At 40.9% G+C, this 18846-nt stretch carries 20 protein-coding genes; 1 reads left to right on the top strand and 19 read right to left on the bottom strand.

All coding sequences use genetic code 11. From position 1 onward, the window contains the following. Nucleotides 1–209 precede the first annotated feature (209 nt). Complete coding sequence (locus BLQ87_RS14675) at nt 210–1796, top strand: SUMF1/EgtB/PvdO family nonheme iron enzyme (RefSeq protein ID WP_074608072.1); 1587 nt, start codon at nt 210–212, stop codon at nt 1794–1796. Between the two features lie 37 nt (nt 1797–1833). Here BLQ87_RS14675 and BLQ87_RS14670 read toward each other — a convergent pair whose 3' ends face one another. The 19 genes from BLQ87_RS14670 to BLQ87_RS14580 form a co-directional block, all read right to left on the bottom strand. Further along, a complete protein-coding gene (locus tag BLQ87_RS14670) occupies nt 1834–2331 on the bottom strand; it encodes a biotin/lipoyl-containing protein (protein ID WP_074608070.1) in 498 nt (165 codons plus the stop codon). A gap of 2 nt (nt 2332–2333) precedes the next feature. Then, a complete protein-coding gene (locus tag BLQ87_RS14665; RefSeq protein ID WP_074608068.1) occupies nt 2334–2990 on the bottom strand; it encodes a DUF4159 domain-containing protein in 657 nt (218 codons plus the stop codon). A gap of 83 nt (nt 2991–3073) precedes the next feature. Further along, nucleotides 3074–3778, bottom strand: coding sequence for a 16S rRNA (uracil(1498)-N(3))-methyltransferase (locus BLQ87_RS14660; protein WP_074608066.1), 705 nt, complete (start codon nt 3776–3778; stop codon nt 3074–3076). An 11-nt stretch (nt 3779–3789) separates the two neighbouring features. Beyond that, nucleotides 3790–5106, bottom strand: a complete 1317-nt coding sequence (locus BLQ87_RS14655) for a hemolysin family protein (RefSeq protein ID WP_074608064.1) — start codon at nt 5104–5106, stop codon at nt 3790–3792. After that, nucleotides 5106–5660 (bottom strand): inorganic diphosphatase, encoded by a 555-nt coding sequence (locus BLQ87_RS14650; protein WP_069378524.1) that lies wholly within the window; start codon nt 5658–5660, stop codon nt 5106–5108. Before BLQ87_RS14650 ends, BLQ87_RS14655 begins: the two co-directional genes overlap by 1 nt. A 3-nt stretch (nt 5661–5663) precedes the next feature. Then, a complete protein-coding gene (locus tag BLQ87_RS14645; RefSeq protein WP_074608061.1) occupies nt 5664–6326 on the bottom strand; it encodes a DedA family protein in 663 nt (220 codons plus the stop codon). Nucleotides 6327–6371: 45 nt separating this feature from the next. Continuing rightward, nucleotides 6372–7745: an NADH-quinone oxidoreductase subunit N gene (locus BLQ87_RS14640; RefSeq protein WP_074608058.1), complete on the bottom strand. Its 1374-nt coding sequence runs from the start codon at nt 7743–7745 to the stop codon at nt 6372–6374. A 4-nt stretch (nt 7746–7749) separates the two neighbouring features. Further along, on the bottom strand, nt 7750–9216 hold the full coding sequence (locus BLQ87_RS14635; RefSeq protein WP_074608055.1) for a complex I subunit 4 family protein: 1467 nt from the start codon (nt 9214–9216) through the stop codon (nt 7750–7752). A gap of 21 nt (nt 9217–9237) precedes the next feature. Beyond that, the gene (gene nuoL / locus BLQ87_RS14630; RefSeq protein WP_074608053.1) at nt 9238–11130 is read right to left on the bottom strand and encodes an NADH-quinone oxidoreductase subunit L; all 1893 of its coding nucleotides are present in this window, start codon (nt 11128–11130) and stop codon (nt 9238–9240) included. 22 nt (nt 11131–11152) lie between these two features. Then, a complete protein-coding gene (nuoK, locus tag BLQ87_RS14625) occupies nt 11153–11482 on the bottom strand; it encodes an NADH-quinone oxidoreductase subunit NuoK (RefSeq protein WP_074608051.1) in 330 nt (109 codons plus the stop codon). Next, nucleotides 11482–11979 carry an NADH-quinone oxidoreductase subunit J family protein gene (locus BLQ87_RS14620; protein ID WP_069378518.1) on the bottom strand — a complete coding sequence of 166 codons (498 nt, stop codon included), beginning with the start codon at nt 11977–11979 and terminating at the stop codon, nt 11482–11484. Before BLQ87_RS14620 ends, nuoK begins: the two co-directional genes overlap by 1 nt. Before the next feature lie 52 nt (nt 11980–12031). After that, nucleotides 12032–12532 (bottom strand): NuoI/complex I 23 kDa subunit family protein, encoded by a 501-nt coding sequence (locus BLQ87_RS14615; RefSeq protein ID WP_073238657.1) that lies wholly within the window; start codon nt 12530–12532, stop codon nt 12032–12034. A gap of 34 nt (nt 12533–12566) precedes the next feature. Further along, entirely contained in the window at nt 12567–13604 is a 1038-nt protein-coding gene (gene nuoH / locus BLQ87_RS14610) for an NADH-quinone oxidoreductase subunit NuoH (RefSeq protein WP_074608048.1), read from the bottom strand. After that, nucleotides 13604–14608, bottom strand: coding sequence for an NADH-quinone oxidoreductase subunit G (locus BLQ87_RS14605; protein ID WP_074608046.1), 1005 nt, complete (start codon nt 14606–14608; stop codon nt 13604–13606). Before BLQ87_RS14605 ends, nuoH begins: the two co-directional genes overlap by 1 nt. Nucleotides 14609–14678: 70 nt before the next feature. Next, nucleotides 14679–16043: an NADH-quinone oxidoreductase subunit NuoF gene (nuoF, locus tag BLQ87_RS14600; protein WP_074608044.1), complete on the bottom strand. Its 1365-nt coding sequence runs from the start codon at nt 16041–16043 to the stop codon at nt 14679–14681. Beyond that, on the bottom strand, nt 16043–16555 hold the full coding sequence (locus BLQ87_RS14595) for an NADH-quinone oxidoreductase subunit NuoE family protein (RefSeq protein ID WP_074608041.1): 513 nt from the start codon (nt 16553–16555) through the stop codon (nt 16043–16045). Before BLQ87_RS14595 ends, nuoF begins: the two co-directional genes overlap by 1 nt. After that, nucleotides 16548–17762, bottom strand: a complete 1215-nt coding sequence (locus BLQ87_RS14590) for an NADH-quinone oxidoreductase subunit D (RefSeq protein ID WP_074608038.1) — start codon at nt 17760–17762, stop codon at nt 16548–16550. Before BLQ87_RS14590 ends, BLQ87_RS14595 begins: the two co-directional genes overlap by 8 nt. A 4-nt stretch (nt 17763–17766) precedes the next feature. Further along, on the bottom strand, nt 17767–18270 hold the full coding sequence (locus tag BLQ87_RS14585; protein ID WP_074608036.1) for an NADH-quinone oxidoreductase subunit C: 504 nt from the start codon (nt 18268–18270) through the stop codon (nt 17767–17769). Further along, a complete protein-coding gene (locus BLQ87_RS14580; protein WP_074608033.1) occupies nt 18270–18812 on the bottom strand; it encodes an NADH-quinone oxidoreductase subunit B in 543 nt (180 codons plus the stop codon). The genes BLQ87_RS14585 and BLQ87_RS14580 overlap by 1 nt, the downstream gene beginning before the upstream one ends. Between the last annotated feature and the right edge of the window lie 34 nt (nt 18813–18846).

Below are 18846 nucleotides of genomic sequence, written 5' to 3'. Positions count from 1 at the left end.
TAAAATCAAAGTATTATGAACATTCTATTCGATTTGAGATACCTTCTATAATCCATTAAAAACCACCAGAATATTTATTCAAATATGCCTTAAAGAGGCACAAAACATCATTTATTAAAGATTATTTTTATTTAAAGCATTTGTTTTGTTGTAGTGTACGTCTTTTTTTATGTAATTTTAACAGTTAAAGCACTATGATATCCCTCTATATGAAAAAATCATACTTATATTCAATTGCATCTATTGCAATTATAGCTTCTCTGGCATCCTGCAAATCAAAGTCAGGAACCTCCGAGAAGACAGGAATGGCATATAACAAGCAAGAATTTGGAGGCTTTGAAGTAAATAAAAAATTCAAGCGTGGCCCGGGTCCCGGATTAGTCGAAATTGAAGGTGGTGTATTTGTCATGAGTGGAAGTGCGATAAATGTTCCCGGTGAGGAGCTCAGCAATTACAATCATAAAAGGGAGACTACCGTTTCTTCTTTCTATATGGATGAAACAGAGGTTTCCAATACCAACTGGCTGGAATACCTGAACTGGATCCGCACCAGTTACCCAACGGATCACGAATATTATTATAATGAACTTCCTGACACGTTAGTTTGGCGCAGACCTTTGTCTTATAATGAACCTTACGTAGATAATTATTTAAGGCACCCTGCTTATCAGGATTATCCTGTAGTAGGTGTAAGCTGGGAACAGGCAGAAAGATATTGTGCCTGGAGAACGGATAGGGTGAATGAGTTGTTGCTCCGTGAAAAAGGTTACATGACGAGCTTTAAGGATATTAATGGCGGAACGTCAAAAACAGCTGGTAACGCGACGGCAACAGCAAGACCAACAGAGCCTTTTAACACGGATATTTACCTGAACGGACAGTATGATGATAAGGGTAAGAAAGCAATGAAAGACCTGAATCCTTCCAACGCTGCCGGTACCAAGGGAGCTGCGACAGGTAAAAACGCAGCTACAAGAAATGTAAGACTGGAGGATGGGATTATCAAACAACCTTACCGCCTGCCAACAGAAGCGGAATGGGAATATGCTGCTCTTGGCTTAATTGGAAATACACAATATGAGAATATCTCCGCGAATAAAATTTATCCATGGAATGGTTTAGGCCTGAGCTCTGCAAAAAGAAGTACAAGAGGATTAATCCTGGCTAACTTTAAGAGAACCAAAGGTGATTATATGGGTGTAGGCGGGTCACTGAATGATAAAGGCGGCCTTACAGTTGCGGTAAGGTCCTATATGCCAAATGACTTCGGCCTGTATAATATGGCAGGAAACGTGAACGAATGGGTTGCCGATGTTTATCGCTCCAAAACATTTGAAGCAGCAGACGCCTTTAATCCATATAGAGGAAATTACTATAAAGACAAAAAAGTGGCTGATCCGGTTAGCGGAAAGATTGAAAAAGACAAATACAACAAACCTGTCTTAACAGATGCCATTTCTTACAAGAAACAAACCTGGGCAGAGAAACAGGCTGCAACGCCGCCTCCAACGGTTAACACGTATGCCGATCAAAGAGGATTTCGTGATAAAGCAAATGATTTATACGGGGAGATTACCCTTGTAACGGACAAATCAAGGGTATATAAGGGAGGATCATGGGAGGATCAGGCATTATGGCTGAACCCGGCAACCAGAAGGTTCCTTTCTCAGGATGAATCTACCGCTGATATTGGTTTCCGCTGTGCAATGACGATGTTAGGCGCTTCAGAGATCCGATCCACAGGAAAGCCTCAATTTAAGCCTAAGACAGCGAAAGCATTCAGGGCCGGAAAATAAAGTTAAAAACATAAAAAAAGGAGCAATGCTCCTTTTTTTATGCGAATTGCAGTAGAATTTCGTTCTTTTCTACCTTATCCCCTTTCCGGATCAGGATCTTCTTCACTATCCCTCCGGTGGGTGATTTAATAATGTTTTCCATCTTCATCGCCTCTAATACTAACAGGCTGTCTCCTTTATTCACTTCCTGTCCTTCTTCTACAATGACGTTCAGTACCAATCCCGGCATAGGAGCTTTAATTTCGAGCACTTTATTTGCCGAGGAGCTATCCATTCCCAGTTTCTTCAGCAATTCATCATACTGGTCTTCTATTCCAACCTGATAAAGTGTACCGTTTACTTTAATGACCACTGCCTTTCCTTCTTCGTTGCGCTCTACCAACTCTATATTGTAGGACTTATTCTGGTAGATCACGTGTTTCTGTGTTGGAGAGAGGTCTCTGGCATCCATCTGCAGCTCCAGTCCATTAACCTTTAATGCTTTTTCTGCTATTTCTACCTCAAAATTGTGTTGTTCATTTACTTTGACCTTCATAGTTATTGTGTTAGTGCATATTGAACTAAATTTGCGCCCATTTTTAAGGCGTTCAGGCGTTTATCTTGTGTATCCTCAGGATATGTACCAAAGTCTTCCCATCCATTCCCCAGATCGCATTCAAATGTGTAATAGCAAACCACCCGTCCTTCCCAGATCAAGGCAAGTCCCTGAGGTATTTTACCATCATGTTCATGGATTTTCGGAAGCCCTTTGGGAAACTTAAATTTCTGGTGATAGAGTGGGTGATTTGCAGGTAAGTCTACAAAAGAAAGCTCAGGAAAAACCTTTTTCATTTCTTTACGGATAAACTTATCCAATCCGTAATTATCATCGATATGAAGGAATCCACCACCGGTCAGGTATTTTCGCAAATTCTGCGCTTCATTAGGGCTAAAGACAACATTACCATGCCCGGTAAGATAGATAAAAGGATAATTAAACAGCTCGGCGCTGCCTACTTCGACGATGACATCTTGTGGCGCGAAGTTCGTATTCAGATTTTTATTGCAAAAATCAATCAGGTTTGGAAGTGCGGTTCTATTGGCATACCAATCACCTCCACCACTATATTTCAATTTTGCCATTTTATAGGTTGGCGGCTTGAAACCACTCAACAGGATCAATAATCCGGCAATTAAGCAAAGTTTAATTTTCATCAGAATATAATTGTCTTTTAGTGGTTATGAAGCTATCATCAGCATGTTCAATGCTTTTTGTAGGCAGTATGCTTATGATGGGTTCATCGGTTCAAATAATTCACTTCAAAACAGGCAGCTAATGCAGCCGTTTCTGTTCTCAGACGTGTATTACCTAAAGTTAGGGGTTTAAACCCGCTTTGCAAAGCAAGTTCGATTTCCTTCGGGCTAAAATCACCTTCAGGGCCAATAAGGATAAGATAACGTTGATGAGGTTCAAGCACCTGGCTGATGTACTGACGTGGCTCCCCATCGATACAATGGGCAATCATTTTAACGGAGTTGTGCTCCATTTTCAGAAAATCACTTAAAGATATTTGTGGATTTAACACCGGGTGATAGGCTTGTAAAGACTGTTTAACGGCAGAGGTAATTACTTTGTTTAACCGGTCTTCTTTAATGACCTTCCGTTCTGATCTTTCGCAAATCACCGGAGTAATTTCATCAATTCCTATTTCGGTTGCTTTCTCCAGGAACCATTCCAACCGGTCGATATTTTTGGTAGGTGCAACGACAATATGAAGATGATGGTTTCTTTTTTGATACTCCTGAATGGATTGTGTGACGCGAAGCTGAACATTTCTTTTGTGCTCTCCAATGATCTCGGCTTCATAAAAGCCACCTTTTCCATCAATCAGATTAACCAGGTCGCCACGGCCTAACCTTAGCACTTTGAGACAATGCTTACTTTCTTCTTCGTTTAAGCTATACTCACTGGAATCGATATCGGGTGTATAAAAAACATGCATTGCTCAAAGGATTAGTGGTTGTCCACCATATCGCTTTTCGCAATCACCAGTTCAAGCTTTATGGTTTCAATGTTTTGCTCGGTTTTCTTTAGGATAGTGAATAAATAACCGTAACACTCTTCGCTGTCTCCTACTTCAGGTATTTTACCGAAAGCATGAGACACCAATCCTCCTACCGTATCGAAATCTTCATCTTCGGGAAGATCATGAGGTAAATGCTCATTTACATCGTAAACAGTAGCATAAGCATTGATGATAAATTCCGTCTCAGAGATTTTCTCTACTGTTGGTTTTTCCTCATCATACTCATCCTGGATTTCTCCAACAATCTCTTCCACAATATCTTCCAATGTAACCATACCTGCGGTTCCACCAAACTCATCGATGACAATTGCAATCTGGATACGTTTCTGCTGAAGTTCACTCAACAGGTCATTAATTTTTTTAGTCTCAGGAACGAAATAAGGCTTTCTAATGATGTCTTTTAGCGCCCAGTCCTTCTTGTCAGCCAATAAGGGTAAGATGTCCTTAGCGTGGATAATACCGATAATTTTATCAATGATTTCATCATATACCGGCAATCTGGAATAGCCTTCAGCAATGATCTTTGAAATCACATCAGCTGGGGCGGCAGACAATTCTATTCCTGATATTTTGGTTCTGGGAACCATAATGTTCTTTACAACCCTTTCATTAAAGTCAAAGACATTTTTAATTAATTCATGCTCATTGGTATCCAAAGCGCCACTTTCTTTACCCTGATCCAATAAATAATGAAGTTCTTCCGTACTGTGAACAGATTCATGTCCACCAACATTAGAAATTCCGAATAATTTAAGGATCACATTAGCAAAACCGTTCAAGACCCATATAAATGGTCTGAAGATCAGGTAAAATGCCTGTAAAGGGACTGCGATAAACAATGTTGTAGCTACCGGTCTCTGTATCGCCACTGATTTTGGCGCTAGCTCACCAAACACAATGTGCATTATGGTAATCAATAAAAAGGCGATGGCAGTGGAGATGGAAGAAATATATACTTCAGAAAAGTTAAGCTTTACCAGGCCATCGTGGATCAGGCTGTGCATGACAGACTCACCCACCCAACCTAGTCCAAGTGAAGCTAGTGTGATACCCAGCTGCGTTGCAGCCAGGTAACCATCCAAATGCTGGGTAATATATTTTGCAATATTTGCTACCCTGCTTCCGGACTTTGCTTTAATTTCAATTTGAGAGGCTCTGACTTTGACAATTGCAAACTCTGCTGCAACGAAAAAGCCGTTCAGTGCTACTAAGAAGAATGTTAAAAATATCTTAAAACCTTCCATTAAGAATTGTTATTTCTAAACTTTTGGTCATAAAGGATGATACTTTCCTGTATCACTTTATGTGCATACCGAACGCCCAAAAGATGTTCAATAGTTACTTGTTTTTCTTCTAATGCCTTATAATCCTGAAAGAATTTAACAATCTCTTTCATCGTATGAGGAGGCAATTCTGCTAAATCATTGATGTAGTTAACAGACATGTCATTTTTTGCTACCGCAATAATTTTGTCATCCTGCTCACCATTATCCACCATATGCATTACGCCAATTACCTTCGCTTCTACGATAGACATTGGATAAACGTCTACAGAGCAAAGTACAAGGATATCTAAAGGGTCATTATCGTCACAATATGTTTGTGGGATAAAACCATAATTTGCCGGATACATCACAGAAGAGAAAAGTACTCTGTCTAATTTAATCAGGTGGGAATCTTTATCAATTTCGTATTTAGCTTTAGATCCTTTAGGAATTTCAATAATTGCATTTACGGATTCTGGCAGGTTTGCACCCGGAGAAACACAGTGCCACGGATGATGCTCGTCTTTAATCATTTTTTATTGTTCAGTGTTTGATATATCATCATTGTCGTCTTTCACTACTTTCTTTTTTACGAATGTGTAAACCAGAGGGATAGTGGTGATTACAATGAAGCCTATAATTATATATAATAAATAGTCGTTAATTTCTTTTTCAAATCTCTTGCCAAGGAAATAACCCAGCAAAGTTAAGGAAGCAATCCAAATAATTGCGCCCGCAAAGTTATATAATGCAAATCTTTTAAAATCTAATTTTACTACACCAGCAAAAATCGGTGCAAAAGTTCTTACAATCGGAACAAAGCGCCCCATTATAAGTGCAAAGGCTCCCTGTTTATTATAATAATCCTCGGCAGCCTTTAAATAGCGTTTTTTAAAGAAGAAAGAGTCCTTTCGATGGTACAGTACGGGGCCCGTCTTTCGACCAAACCAATAACCTGTGAAATTTCCAGATACAGCGGCTACAATCAGCCCGGCAATTAACACATATATGTTCACGTCTAATTTGCCTGTAGCGACGAACATCCCCGCGAGGAACAACAGATAGTCGCCGGGTAAAAAGAACCCAAAGAACAAACCTGTCTCCGCAAAGATGACGAACATTACAACATAGAAACCACCTTCTTTAAGTAGTTTTTCGGGATCAATGAAGTGCTGTAATGAGTTCCAGAAATCGTGCATAGTTCAATTATTCGTAAAACTACATATAATTATCTACAGAAATGATTATATCAGATTTAAAATTACTGAAGGATATACACCAAGGAAAACAGTAATGATCAACGATAGTACCAATACAACTTTATATTGCACAGGGGTTTCCAGTTCAATCTCAGCCCCCTCTTTGAAATACATCGCCACAATCACCTTGAAATAATAGTAAAATCCTACTAAAGCATTTAAGATGGCGAAGGCAACCAGATAAAACTGGTAATCATGCATTACATTCAAAAACATCAGGTATTTACCGATGAATCCCGCAGTTAAAGGAATACCTGCTAAAGACAACATCGCTATAGTAAGTACGAATGCTGCAAAAGGATTACGTTTTCCTAAACCATTGAAACTTTCAAAATTGTCATTACCAGTTTTCTGTTTCACCAGGATCAACACACCAAAGGCGATGATACTTGCAAAAGTATACGCAGCAGCATATACCAATACATTGTTCGCTGAACTTGCAGTTAGCGCAACTAAAGAGAACAACAGGTAACCCGCATGAGAAATACTGGAATAAGCCAGCATTCTTTTGAAGTTCTTTTGGAATAAAGCCGTAACGTTACCGATGAATAAAGTCAGGCAAACGATGACCATCAATGGTGGTAACCAGAAATCATGTAAAGGCGCGAATGTATCCGCAAACAAACGAAGGAAAGCTGCAAAACCAGCAGTTTTCACAACGGTAGACATAAAGGCCGTAATTAACGTCGGAGCTCCTTCATACACATCCGGTGTCCAGAAGTGGAAAGGTGCAGCACCGATCTTAAAACATAGACCTACCATCAATAAAATCACACCAGGATAGAATAAAGGCGAAATGCTCTTATAATTTCCTACCAGGTACTGATTGATTGCATCCAGATCAAAAGATCCTGTAGCGCCATAAATCAGTGTAATACCGAACAATAAGAATCCTGTAGAGAAAGCACCCATCAGGAAGTATTTCAACGATGCCTCATTGGAAGCAAAATTGTTCTTCCGGATTCCGGCCAGGATATAGAGGGCAACGGACATGATTTCTACGCCGATGAACAACATCGACATGTTTTTATAAGAGACCATGATGACAATCCCTGCCAGAGCAAAGAGGATCAGGGTAAAATATTCGGCAATGTTCTCACTGTGTTCGGCAAAATAGTTTTGCGTCAGCAGGAAGATAAAGAGTGTTCCTAAAATGGTGATTCCGGCAAAAGCCAATGCAAAGTTATCCATTTGCATCATGCCATAATAGGTCTGGTTTGTATTCCATGAGGTAACTACAAAAGCCAGTGAAGTAAGCAAACCAATTAAGGTAAGGGGTAATAACGCTTTTTTAGCTTTAAACAAACCTGCGTAAAGCACCACTAAAGCTGTAACAGTAATTGTTATGATGATATTCATTTGCTTAGTTTACCGATGTTAATTTTTGTGTTACCTGTTCTATTAATTGTTGTACCGATGCTTCTGACAAATGCAGAATTGGTTTAGGATAAACTCCCAAAACGATGATCAGGGCACAAATGACATACAATACGACTTTCTCAGATCCTTTAATGTCTGTAAATCCTATCGTAAGGTCGTTGGTTTTTCCAAGCATAATGTTCTGATACATTCTGAACATATATACCGCACCGAAGATGATGGACAATCCGGCGAAAACGCCAGCCCATACTTTATATTGATATACTCCGATCAACAATAAAAACTCTCCGATGAAACCATTCGTTCCGGGAAGTGCTACTGTTCCCAGTACAATGATCAAAAATGCGATGGCCAGTTGTGGTGCCTGTTTGGCAATCCCACCAAGCTCCGCGATTTTATTTGTTTTCATCCGGCGGGCAATGATGTCCAGGACAAAGAACAAACCAACCACATTGATACCATGACTTAACATCTGCACCATTGCACCCTGCATCCCTTGTGTGTTTAACGCAAAGATACCTGCAGAGATCAGACCAACGTGAGCAATAGAAGAATAGGCTACTAATCTTTTCGCATCCTTTTGGGTAAAAGCAATGATTGAAGCATAAACCACTCCAATAATAGAAAGAATGACCGCTACATTTCCCCATTGCTGAACACCTTCCGGTGCAACAGGTAATAACCACCTGATCACTCCATAAATACCCATCTTCAACATAATCCCTGACAACAACATCGTTCCAGGAGTTGGTGCCTCTGTATAGGTATCCGGCTGCCAGGTGTGAAAAGGAAAAACAGGCATCTTAATCGCAAAAGCGATAAAGAACGCCCAGAAAATCCAGCTCTGCTGAACAGAATCAAGGTTTAAGTTATAGAAAGCCTGAATATCGAAATTATGAGCAGGATTCTGTAAGTATAAGTAGATGATACCCAACAGCATGAATAGAGATCCTGCTATCGTGTATACAAAGAATTTCATGTTTACTCTAATTCTATCCTTACCTCCCCAGATGGCACAGATAAAATAGATTGGGATCAGGGCCGCTTCCCATCCGATATAGAATAAGAAGGCATCCATTGCAGTAAAGACCAATAGCAAACCAAACTGCATAAATAAGATCAATGCAAAGAAGGCATTGCTGTTTTTATAGTCATGCTGATAAGCGGAAAGGATAATAATCGGAACCAATACATTGGTCAGCAAGACCGTGATCATACTGATGCCATCAATTCCTGCGTGGAAATTGATTCCCAAATCCTGGATCCATGGATAATTCACCGCAAACTGCGTACTGGCATCCGGGGTGAAATTACATACCGTGATTAAAGTCAATGCCAAAGAAAGGATTGCTGAAACCAAAGCAACATGTTTTGCTGCACTTCCAGTGAAGGCAGTAACCACGGCGCCAACCAATGGTAGAAATATAAGAAGTAGTAAAAGTTGTTCCATTATCTTTTGTTGAACGATCTTTTATAGAGATAAATAAGTATACAATAACAATGAGATGATTCCTACCACCATCATAAAGATATAAAAACCAACGTTTCCGGACTGAACCAACCTTAAGCCTTTACTGGCTTCCGAAGTGCTCCATCCTAAACCGTTAACTATACCGTCTACAATTTTATTGTCAATAATTTTGTAGAAGAAAGTAGAAAGTGCATCCAAAGGTTTTCTGATCAACAAATCATAGATCTCATCAAAATAGAACTTGTTGTATGATAAATTCGCCAACGCTGATCTTTTTCCTTCATCAGGAATCGGAACATGGTTTTGTTTGATATACTTCACATAAGCAAAAGCAATTGAAACCAATACCCCTACTACAGAAACTGCCATCAGTGCATATTCAGTAGCGTGATCCGGAGCTTCAGCAGTATGCTTGATCACTGGAGCCAGCCAATGCGACAACCAATGATTTCCATGCAATGCCTCAGGAATGCCTATTATTCCACCGATGGCAGAAAGAACCGCAAGGACAATCAAAGGAATCGTCATTGATTTTGGCGATTCATGAATTTTCTCTTCCGCATGGTGTGTTCCACGATACTTTCCGTAAAAAGTAAGGAACAACATTCTGAACATATAAAAAGCCGTTAAGAAAGCGCCGAAGACTGCAATAGCCCACATTACTTTATCGTGCATATATACATGTGCCAGGATTTCATCTTTGGAGAAGAATCCCGAGAATGGAGGTAAACCTGCAATGGCAATAGTACCAATCAGCATGGTCCAGAAAGTTACCGGTAATTTCTTACGCAAACCGCCCATATGCCTCATGTCCTGCTCATGGTGTAAAGCATGAATTACAGAACCTGCACATAAGAACAACAACGCTTTAAAGAAAGCATGTGTAATTACATGGAAGAAAGCACCGTTATAAGCACCAACACCTAAACCAAGGAACATATAACCCAGTTGTGAAACTGTGGAATAAGCCAGTACTTTTTTAATATCTGTTTGTGTCAACGCAATGATGGCTGCAACAATGGCTGTCGCCAGACCGACGATGGCAATGATGTGCTGGATCATTGGTGCCAAATCAAACAGTACGTTTGATCGTGCAATCATATAAATACCAGCGGTTACCATCGTTGCTGCGTGAATCAATGCAGATACAGGAGTTGGTCCCGCCATCGCATCAGGCAACCAGGTAAATAAAGGCAGCTGCGCCGATTTACCGCAGGCACCGATGAACAGTAACAGGGCAATTAAAGCGATGGTACCGTTTCCGGGAAGCATGTTAGCTGCCTGAGGGAATATTTTAGAAAACTCTACACTACCAAAAGTGGTAAAGATGAAGAAGACACCTAATAAGAAGCCAAGGTCACCGATACGGTTCATGATAAAGGCCTTCTTTGCAGCAGAAGCATAGCTGCTGTTCGTATACCAGAATCCGATCAGTAAGTAAGAACAAAGACCGACCCCTTCCCATCCGATAAACATGACGATATAGTTGGAACCCAATACCAACAATAACATGAAAAAGATAAACAGGTTCAGGTAACTGAAAAACTTACCAAACGCCTCGTCACTGTGCATGTAACCGATCGAGTAAATATGGATCAGGAAACCTACGCCTGTAATGATCAGCAACATAATCGAGCTCAAAGGATCTACCAGGAAGGAAAGTGGAATACTAAGCTTACCAGCACTGATCCAGTCGAACAAGAAGATCTCATGAGACTTATTTGCATCTGCTCCCAATTCGAAGAAGATACCTACACTAATGGCAAAGGAAATGAATATCACGCTGCTTCCGATAAAACCGATCAGGTTTTTAGAAAGCGTATTTCTTCCCAGGCCATTGATAACAAAGCCTAAAAGAGGAATTAAGGGAACCAGCCAAACTAAATTTATCATGTTATTACTTTATTCTTATTAATTACCACTTAAGGCGATTCAATACATTTATATCTATAGATTGTGTATTTCTGTACACCATTACAATAATACTTAGTCCGACTGCAACTTCAGCGGCGGCAAGTACCATGATAAAAAACACAAACACTTGTCCTGAGGGATCATTGCTATGTACCGAAAAAGCGGTAAGCAATAGATTCACTGCATTCAGCATCAATTCCACCGACATAAAGATGACGATGGCATTTCTGCGGGTCAATACACCAATCACACCGATGGTGAAAATAATAGCACTTAGCCAGATATAATGGTTAAGTGGTACGCCCTGTAATCCTTGAGTTAAATTATTCACTATGCTTTTTCTTTTTTAGTTAATAATACTGCACCCACCATTGCGGTTAGCAATAAAATAGAAGACAGTTCAAAAGGCAACATATAAGGACCAAACAGTTCCTTGCCTAAATTCTTTACCAATCCCAGATTCGGATTTTTCAATAAAACAGGATCAGAGATTGCGGTAGCTTTCAGGGAACCGATAATGGTAACCACTAGGCAACATCCGGCAATTACCCCAACGATTTTGACCAGACCCGATTTTAACGGTTCATTGTCCTTATTGAGGTTGAGGAGCATCAGCACAAAGAGGAACAGTACCATGATGGCCCCCATGTAAACGATGAAGTTCACGACTGCCAGGAATTGTGCATTCAACAGGATGTAATGAACGGTTAATGTAAAGAAAGTAACAATTAAGTAAAGCACACTATGCACCGGGTTCTTGGAAAAGATAACCATCAGTGAAAAGATGACGCTTAATGTTGCTACAAAATAGAATACCGATGTACCCATTTATTTATGTTTAAACTGTTTATATTAATAACCCTCAGGTTATGTATGCTAATTATTTTTTATTCAATGGTTGTTCAACCAGTTTATCCTTGCCGTAGATAAAATCTTTACGCAGGTAATCTGAAGGAACAATTGGTCCGTCCAGGTAGATCGCTTCTTTCGGACATGCTTCTTCACACAATCCACAAAAGATACAACGCAACATGTTGATCTCATATACAGAAGCATATTTCTCCTCACGGTAAAGGTCTTTCTCTTCCGGTTTACGCTCCGAAGCAATCATTGTGATGGCTTCTGCAGGACAAGACAAGGCGCAAAGACCGCAGGCGGTACAGCGTTCCTTACCTTCTTCATCCCTTTTCAGCGAGTGCATCCCTCTGAAATTGGTAGAAAATTCTCTTTGTACCTCCGGATATCTGATCGTTGCCTCTTTTTTAAAGAAGTGACTGATGGTAATAGACAATCCTTTCGTGATTGCAGGCAAATACATGCGTTCTGCAAACGTTAGGGGTATTTTTTCTAATACTTTCTTTTTACTGGTTAATGGTTCCATTAAACCTCCTTATTATACCGCTAAATGCGGACAGTTAAAATTTTTCAATTACAGCAATCACAATACTTGTGACAATGATATTCGCAATGGCTAAAGGAATTAAAACTTTCCAGCCTAAATGCATCAGTTGATCATAACGGAAACGAGGAATTGTCCATCGTACCCACATGAAGAAAAAGATAAAAGCAAAGATCTTCAAAAAGAAGACACCGGTTCCAATCAATGGACCAATTACCTGACCAGTATGTGCCAGTACCCAATCCATTCCAGGATAGTTATAACCTCCAAAATATAAACTTGCCATTACTGCTGCAGAAACAAACATATTGATGTATTCCGCAAACAAATAGAAACCAAGTTTCATCGATGAATACTCGGTATGGTAACCACCGATCAGCTCCGTCTCACATTCCGGTAAATCGAATGGTGCCCTGTTCGTCTCTGCAAAAGCACAAATCATAAACAGTAAAAAGCCTACAGGCTGATACAACACATTCCATCTCCAGCCATGTTGATTGGCTACGATTTCACCGATACTCATGGAATTGGTCACCAACAATAAAGCAATGATGGATAAACCCATTGCAATCTCATAACTGATGTTTTGAGATGCCGCACGGATCGCACTTAACAAAGAGTATTTATTGTTAGAAGCCCATCCACCGATCATTACACCGTAAACACCTAAAGAAACCACACCGAAGATATACAGGATACCCACATTGATATCAGTTACCTGCAAAGGAATTACGCGATCACCTATTGTCATTGGCGTACCCCATGGAATAACCGCAGTACCGATACAAGCCGTTAACATGGCTAAGCCGGGACCAACCATAAATAACCATTTACTGGCATTCGTAGGGATGATCTCTTCTTTCATGAACATTTTCAAACCATCGGCCAAAGGCTGAAGAATCCCAAAGGGACCCGCTCTGTCCGGTCCTAACCTGTCCTGTAAAAACGCAGCCACTTTCCTTTCTGCATAAGTGGAATACATGGCTATCACTAAACTTATACCGAATATAATCGCTACCAGTACAAATTTCTCTATTACAAAAGCTATATCCATTAGAATTTAGTGGTTTTTTCTAGTTCTACCCTGTTTGCTTCCTGTAATCTGGCATTATCCTGAATTACCGGCAAAGGTCTTAAAGTATCGTAGTGATTGGAGGCAATTACAGAAGTATCGCTGATCTGTGTAGGATGTTCAATCGTCCAGTCTGCGGTTTTCTTCTTGTCAAAGCGACAAGTGTTACAGATGAACTCTTCTACCTCACCATAAATGTCCTTACGGGCCGTTACGCGCAATACATCTTCCCCTTTATACCATAGCGTTACTTTTCCGCTACAAGTAGGACAGTCTCTATGTGCATCGATAGGCTTGGTAAACCAAACCCTGTTTTTAAACCTGAAAGTTTTATCTGTTAGGGCTCCAACCGGACAAACATCGATCACATTTCCGGAGAAATCGTTGTCGACAGCCGTTTGAATATAAGTAGAGATCTCTGAATGATCTCCACGGTTTAAGATTCCGTGAACACGTTTATTCGTAATCTGATCTGCAGTAAATACACAACGATAACAAAGAATACACCTGTTCATGTGTAATTGGATCTTATCGCCAATATCGATGCGTTCGAAGGTTCTTCTTTCAAACTCATATCTTGTTTTCTGCAAACCGTGCTCGTAACCCAGATTCTGAAGGTCACATTCACCTGCCTGGTCACAAACAGGGCAATCCAGCGGATGGTTGATCAACAACATTTCCACTACACCGCTTCTTGCTTCAATCACTTCCGGAGAAGTAATGTTCTGCACTTCCATTCCATCCATTACGGTGGTCCGGCATGAAGCTACCAGTTTCGGCATCGGGCGGGGATCCTTTTCAGAACCTTTACTCACCTTAACGATGCAGGTCCGGCACTTACCACCGCTACCTTCTAATTTGGAATAATAACACATCGCCGGAGGAACAATATCGCCGCCGATTTGTCTGGCAGCATTCAGGATGGTGGTTCCCGGTGCTACTTCTACGGTTATTCCGTCTATGGTTACCTTAACTTTATCACTCATTGTTAAAGATATTCTTTTATCATTCTTCTGCTTCCCCGGTCTTAGAACCGCTTAAACTTCCGTCTGATCGTTAATTTTCTGTACTCACTGCTTTAGCTATTGGTTCAGCATAATTTGCCAATCCATAATTTGTATCCAGGCTTTTCACCGGTTCATTCACATGCCATTCAAATTCATCTCTGAAATGTCTGATGGCACTTGCTACCGGCCATGCTGCTGCATCACCCAAAGGACAAATGGTATTTCCTTCAATTTTCTTTGAAACGTCAACCAATAAGTCAATATCACTCATTTTACCATGGCCAAACTCAAGGCGGTGAAGTACTTTCTCCATCCATCCTGTTCCCTCACGACAAGGCGAACATTGACCACAACTTTCATGGTGATAAAAACGGGAGAAGTTCCAGGTATTTCTAACGATACACTGATCTTCATCAAAAGCGATGAATCCTCCTGAGCCCATCATCGTTCCGGTAGCAAAACCACCTTCAGATAACGATTCATAGCTCATCAAACGGGGATCCCCATTTGCAAGCTTTAAACTCAGGTTGGCAGGAAGTACCGGAACAGAAGATCCACCGGCAACCGTTGCCTTTAATCTTTTGCCATTGGCAATACCACCACACCACTCATCAGAATAGATAAATTCTTCCACAGGTAAGCCCAGCTCAATCTCATAAACTCCCGGTCTTACCAGGTTCCCCGAAGCGGAGATCAGTTTAGTTCCTGTACTGCGGCCAATTCCGATTTTTGCATACTCATCTCCGCCATCATTGATGATCGGCACAGTAGCAGCAATAGATTCCACATTGTTCACTACCGTTGGGCAGCCATACAATCCTGCGATAGCAGGGAATGGAGGTTTGATCCTCGGATTACCACGTTTACCTTCCAGTGACTCCAATAAAGCGGTTTCTTCACCACAGATATAAGCACCACCACCCGGCTGAACGTATAGTTCCAGGTCGTAACCTGTTCCTAAAATATTTTTACCTAAAAAACCTGCATTTTTGGCCTCAGCAATTGCTCTTTCCAGAATACGGATCTGAGGCATCATTTCTCCACGTACATAGATATAAGAAGTATGTGCGCCCAACGCAAAGCTGGATACGATCATTCCTTCGATCAGTGCATGAGGGATATGGGTCATCAGATAACGGTCTTTAAACGTTCCCGGCTCCGATTCATCGGCATTACATACCAGGTAACGTGCTACCCCTTCCGGTTTAGCCAAAAAGCTCCATTTCATTCCCGTAGGAAATCCTGCACCCCCACGACCGCGTAATCCGGACTTTTTCACTTCTTCTACCACTTCATCAGGGGTTAAAGTTTTCAAAGCCTTTTCCACAGCGCGGTACCCGCCTTTCTGGCGATAGACATCAAATGTATGAATGTCTGGTACGTTTATATGTTCTAATAATAGTTTACGGGCCATTATTTTTTGCGTAAGTCTTGTATCAAATCGTCTACCTTTTGTTCGTTAAGGTTCTCATAGAAGGTATATTCAGGACCTATCTGTAAAACCGGGCCATAGCCACATGCCGCTAAACACTCTACACCTCTCCAGCTGAATAAGCCATCCGGGGTAACTTCGTTTTCTTTCACACCAAGGCTTTTCTGCAGGTGATCCATCAGTTTTTCCGCTCCCACTAAACAGCAAGGTCCTGTTCTGCAAACTTCCAGAACATATTTACCCTGAGGTTTCAAAAAGTACATGCTGTAAAATGAGGCTACTTCATATACTTCAATGGGTTCGATACTCAGAAATGCTGCAATTTTATCCATGGCATTCGGACTTAACCAGCCCAGCTCCGCCTGTACTTCATGCAAGATTGGCAATAAAGCAGATTTTTGCTTTCCTTCCGGATATCTCTTAACGATCTCTTCAGACTTTTCAATTAAAGCCGCTGAGAACTGCACAGGTTGTTGTTCTTCTACTTTAAGCATCTAATTCTCCTGCAATAATATTCATACTACTCATGTTAATAATGGCATCTGACAGCAGCATACCTTTACTCATGGGCGCAAACATTTGATAATTAATAAAGCTTGGTCTTCTGAAATGCAGACGGTAAGGTGTTCTTCCCCCGTCATTGATCAAATAGAAACCCAGCTCCCCGTTCCCACCTTCAACAGCATGGTAAACTTCCGCTTTAGGGGCATCAATTTCACCCATCACAATTTTAAAGTGATAGATCAATGCTTCCATATTGTTGTAAACTTCTTCTTTTCCAGGCAAATAGAATTCAGGAACATCTGCATGGAAAATTCCTGCCGGTTCGTTCTTTAATTTCTCCATCCCCTGTTCAACCAGGCGAAGACTTTGCCACATTTCTTCATTACGCACCAGGTAACGGTCGTAAATATCACCGCTGGTACCTACAGGGACTTCAAAATCGAAGTCTTGATAAGAAGAATAAGGCTCGCTTACACGAACGTCATAATCTACCCCTGTAGAACGCAATAAAGGTCCTGTCCATCCATAATCCAGGCCTTGTTCTGCAGTTACGCAGGCAACCCCTGAAGTACGGTCTATAAAGATCCTGTTGCGGTTTAAAAGACTTTCAAACTCTCTTAATGCTACCGGAAACTCTTTTAAAAACTTATTGATTTTTGTGAACGCGATGTCGTTGAAATCTCTTTCAAAACCACCAATCCTACCAATGTTTGTCGTTAGACGTGCACCACAGATTTCTTCAAAGATCTCATAGATGTGCTCTCTGAATTGAAAAAGGTACAGGAAAGTAGTGGTCGCCCCGGTATCCTGTGCAATGATCGTATTACAGATGATATGATCGGCAATACGTGAAAGCTCCATGACGATTACCCTTAGGTAATCTACCCTTTTAGGCATTTGGATATTCAACAACTTCTCTACCGTCATGTGCCATCCCATGTTATTGATTGGCGATGAGCAGTAGTTTAACCTGTCGGTTAGTGGGGTGATCTGATAGAATGGGCGGTGTTCTGCAATTTTCTCAAAAGCACGGTGAATATAGCCAATGGTGGAAACACCACTTACAATACGCTCGCCGTCTAATTGAATTACATTCTGAAAAACACCATGGGTTGCAGGGTGAGTAGGGCCTAAATTCAGGGTTACCAACTCATTCTGAGGATCGTTATCTGTATATACCGGTTGATTGTGATTCATGTTCTTATCTACCAAAGTATTCGTCTTTTTTATCTACTCTGTTTGGATCTTCCAAAGGATATTGTTTTAACATCGGATGAACACCCAGTTCGTCCATGTTCAATATTCTTCTTAAGTCCGGGTGACCTTCAAATTTTACTCCGAAGAAGTCATATGTTTCTCTTTCCATCCAGTTTGCTGAATTCCATAGCACTGTAGCCGTAGGAATGGTTGGATGATGTTCGTCAATGAAGACTTTTACCCTAACCCTGATTTTCTTTACCATGCTATGCAAGTGATAAACCACGGCAATACCATGTTTTTTCTCCGGATAATGTACCGCAGTGATATCGGTCAGGAAATTAAAATTAGTATTCGCATCTTCTTTCAGAAACCTCAGCACTTCGATGATGACATCTTTAGTGGTTTCGAAAGTAAGCAAGCCATAAGGCTCATTCACGCCGATGATTTGTCCGCCGAACTTTTCTGTTAGCGCCTGAACGATTTCATTATTTGTAACTTCTGTCATTATAGTATTCCGTATGAAGCCAACATTTCCTTGTATTGATCTGAATCCCTTCTTCTGGAAGATTCATTCCTTACCAGCTCCTGGATCTTACCAAAGCCATCTAAGATCGCTTCTGGTCTCGGCGGACAACCTGGTACGTAAACATCTACCGGAATGATTTCATCTATTCCCTGAAGTACAGAATAGGTATCAAAGATTCCTCCGCTTGATGCACAGGCACCTACAGCGATCACCCAACGCGGTTCGGCCATTTGTAAGTACACTTGCTTTAATACAGGGCTCATTTTCTTAGCGATGGTCCCCATCACCATTAATAAATCCGCCTGACGGGGAGAAAAACTTAAACGTTCAGAGCCAAAACGACCGAAGTCATAGTGAGAACCCATTGTAGCCATAAATTCGATACCGCAACAAGATGTAGCGAATGGCAGGGGCCATAATGAATGGGAACGTGCCAAACCAATTACTTTGTCAAAAGAGGTGGCAAAAAAACCAGATCCTTCTATGCCTGGAGGCGCGTCTACTATATTGATGTCACTCATGATACAAAACGAAAAAAGGTTCATTCTTACAGAG

The organism is Pedobacter steynii, assembly GCF_900103665.1.
Classification (GTDB): Bacteria; Bacteroidota; Bacteroidia; order Sphingobacteriales; family Sphingobacteriaceae; genus Pedobacter; species Pedobacter steynii.
Note: the sequence above shows the minus strand (reverse complement) of the source record. Positions and strands in the feature narration are given on the sequence as shown.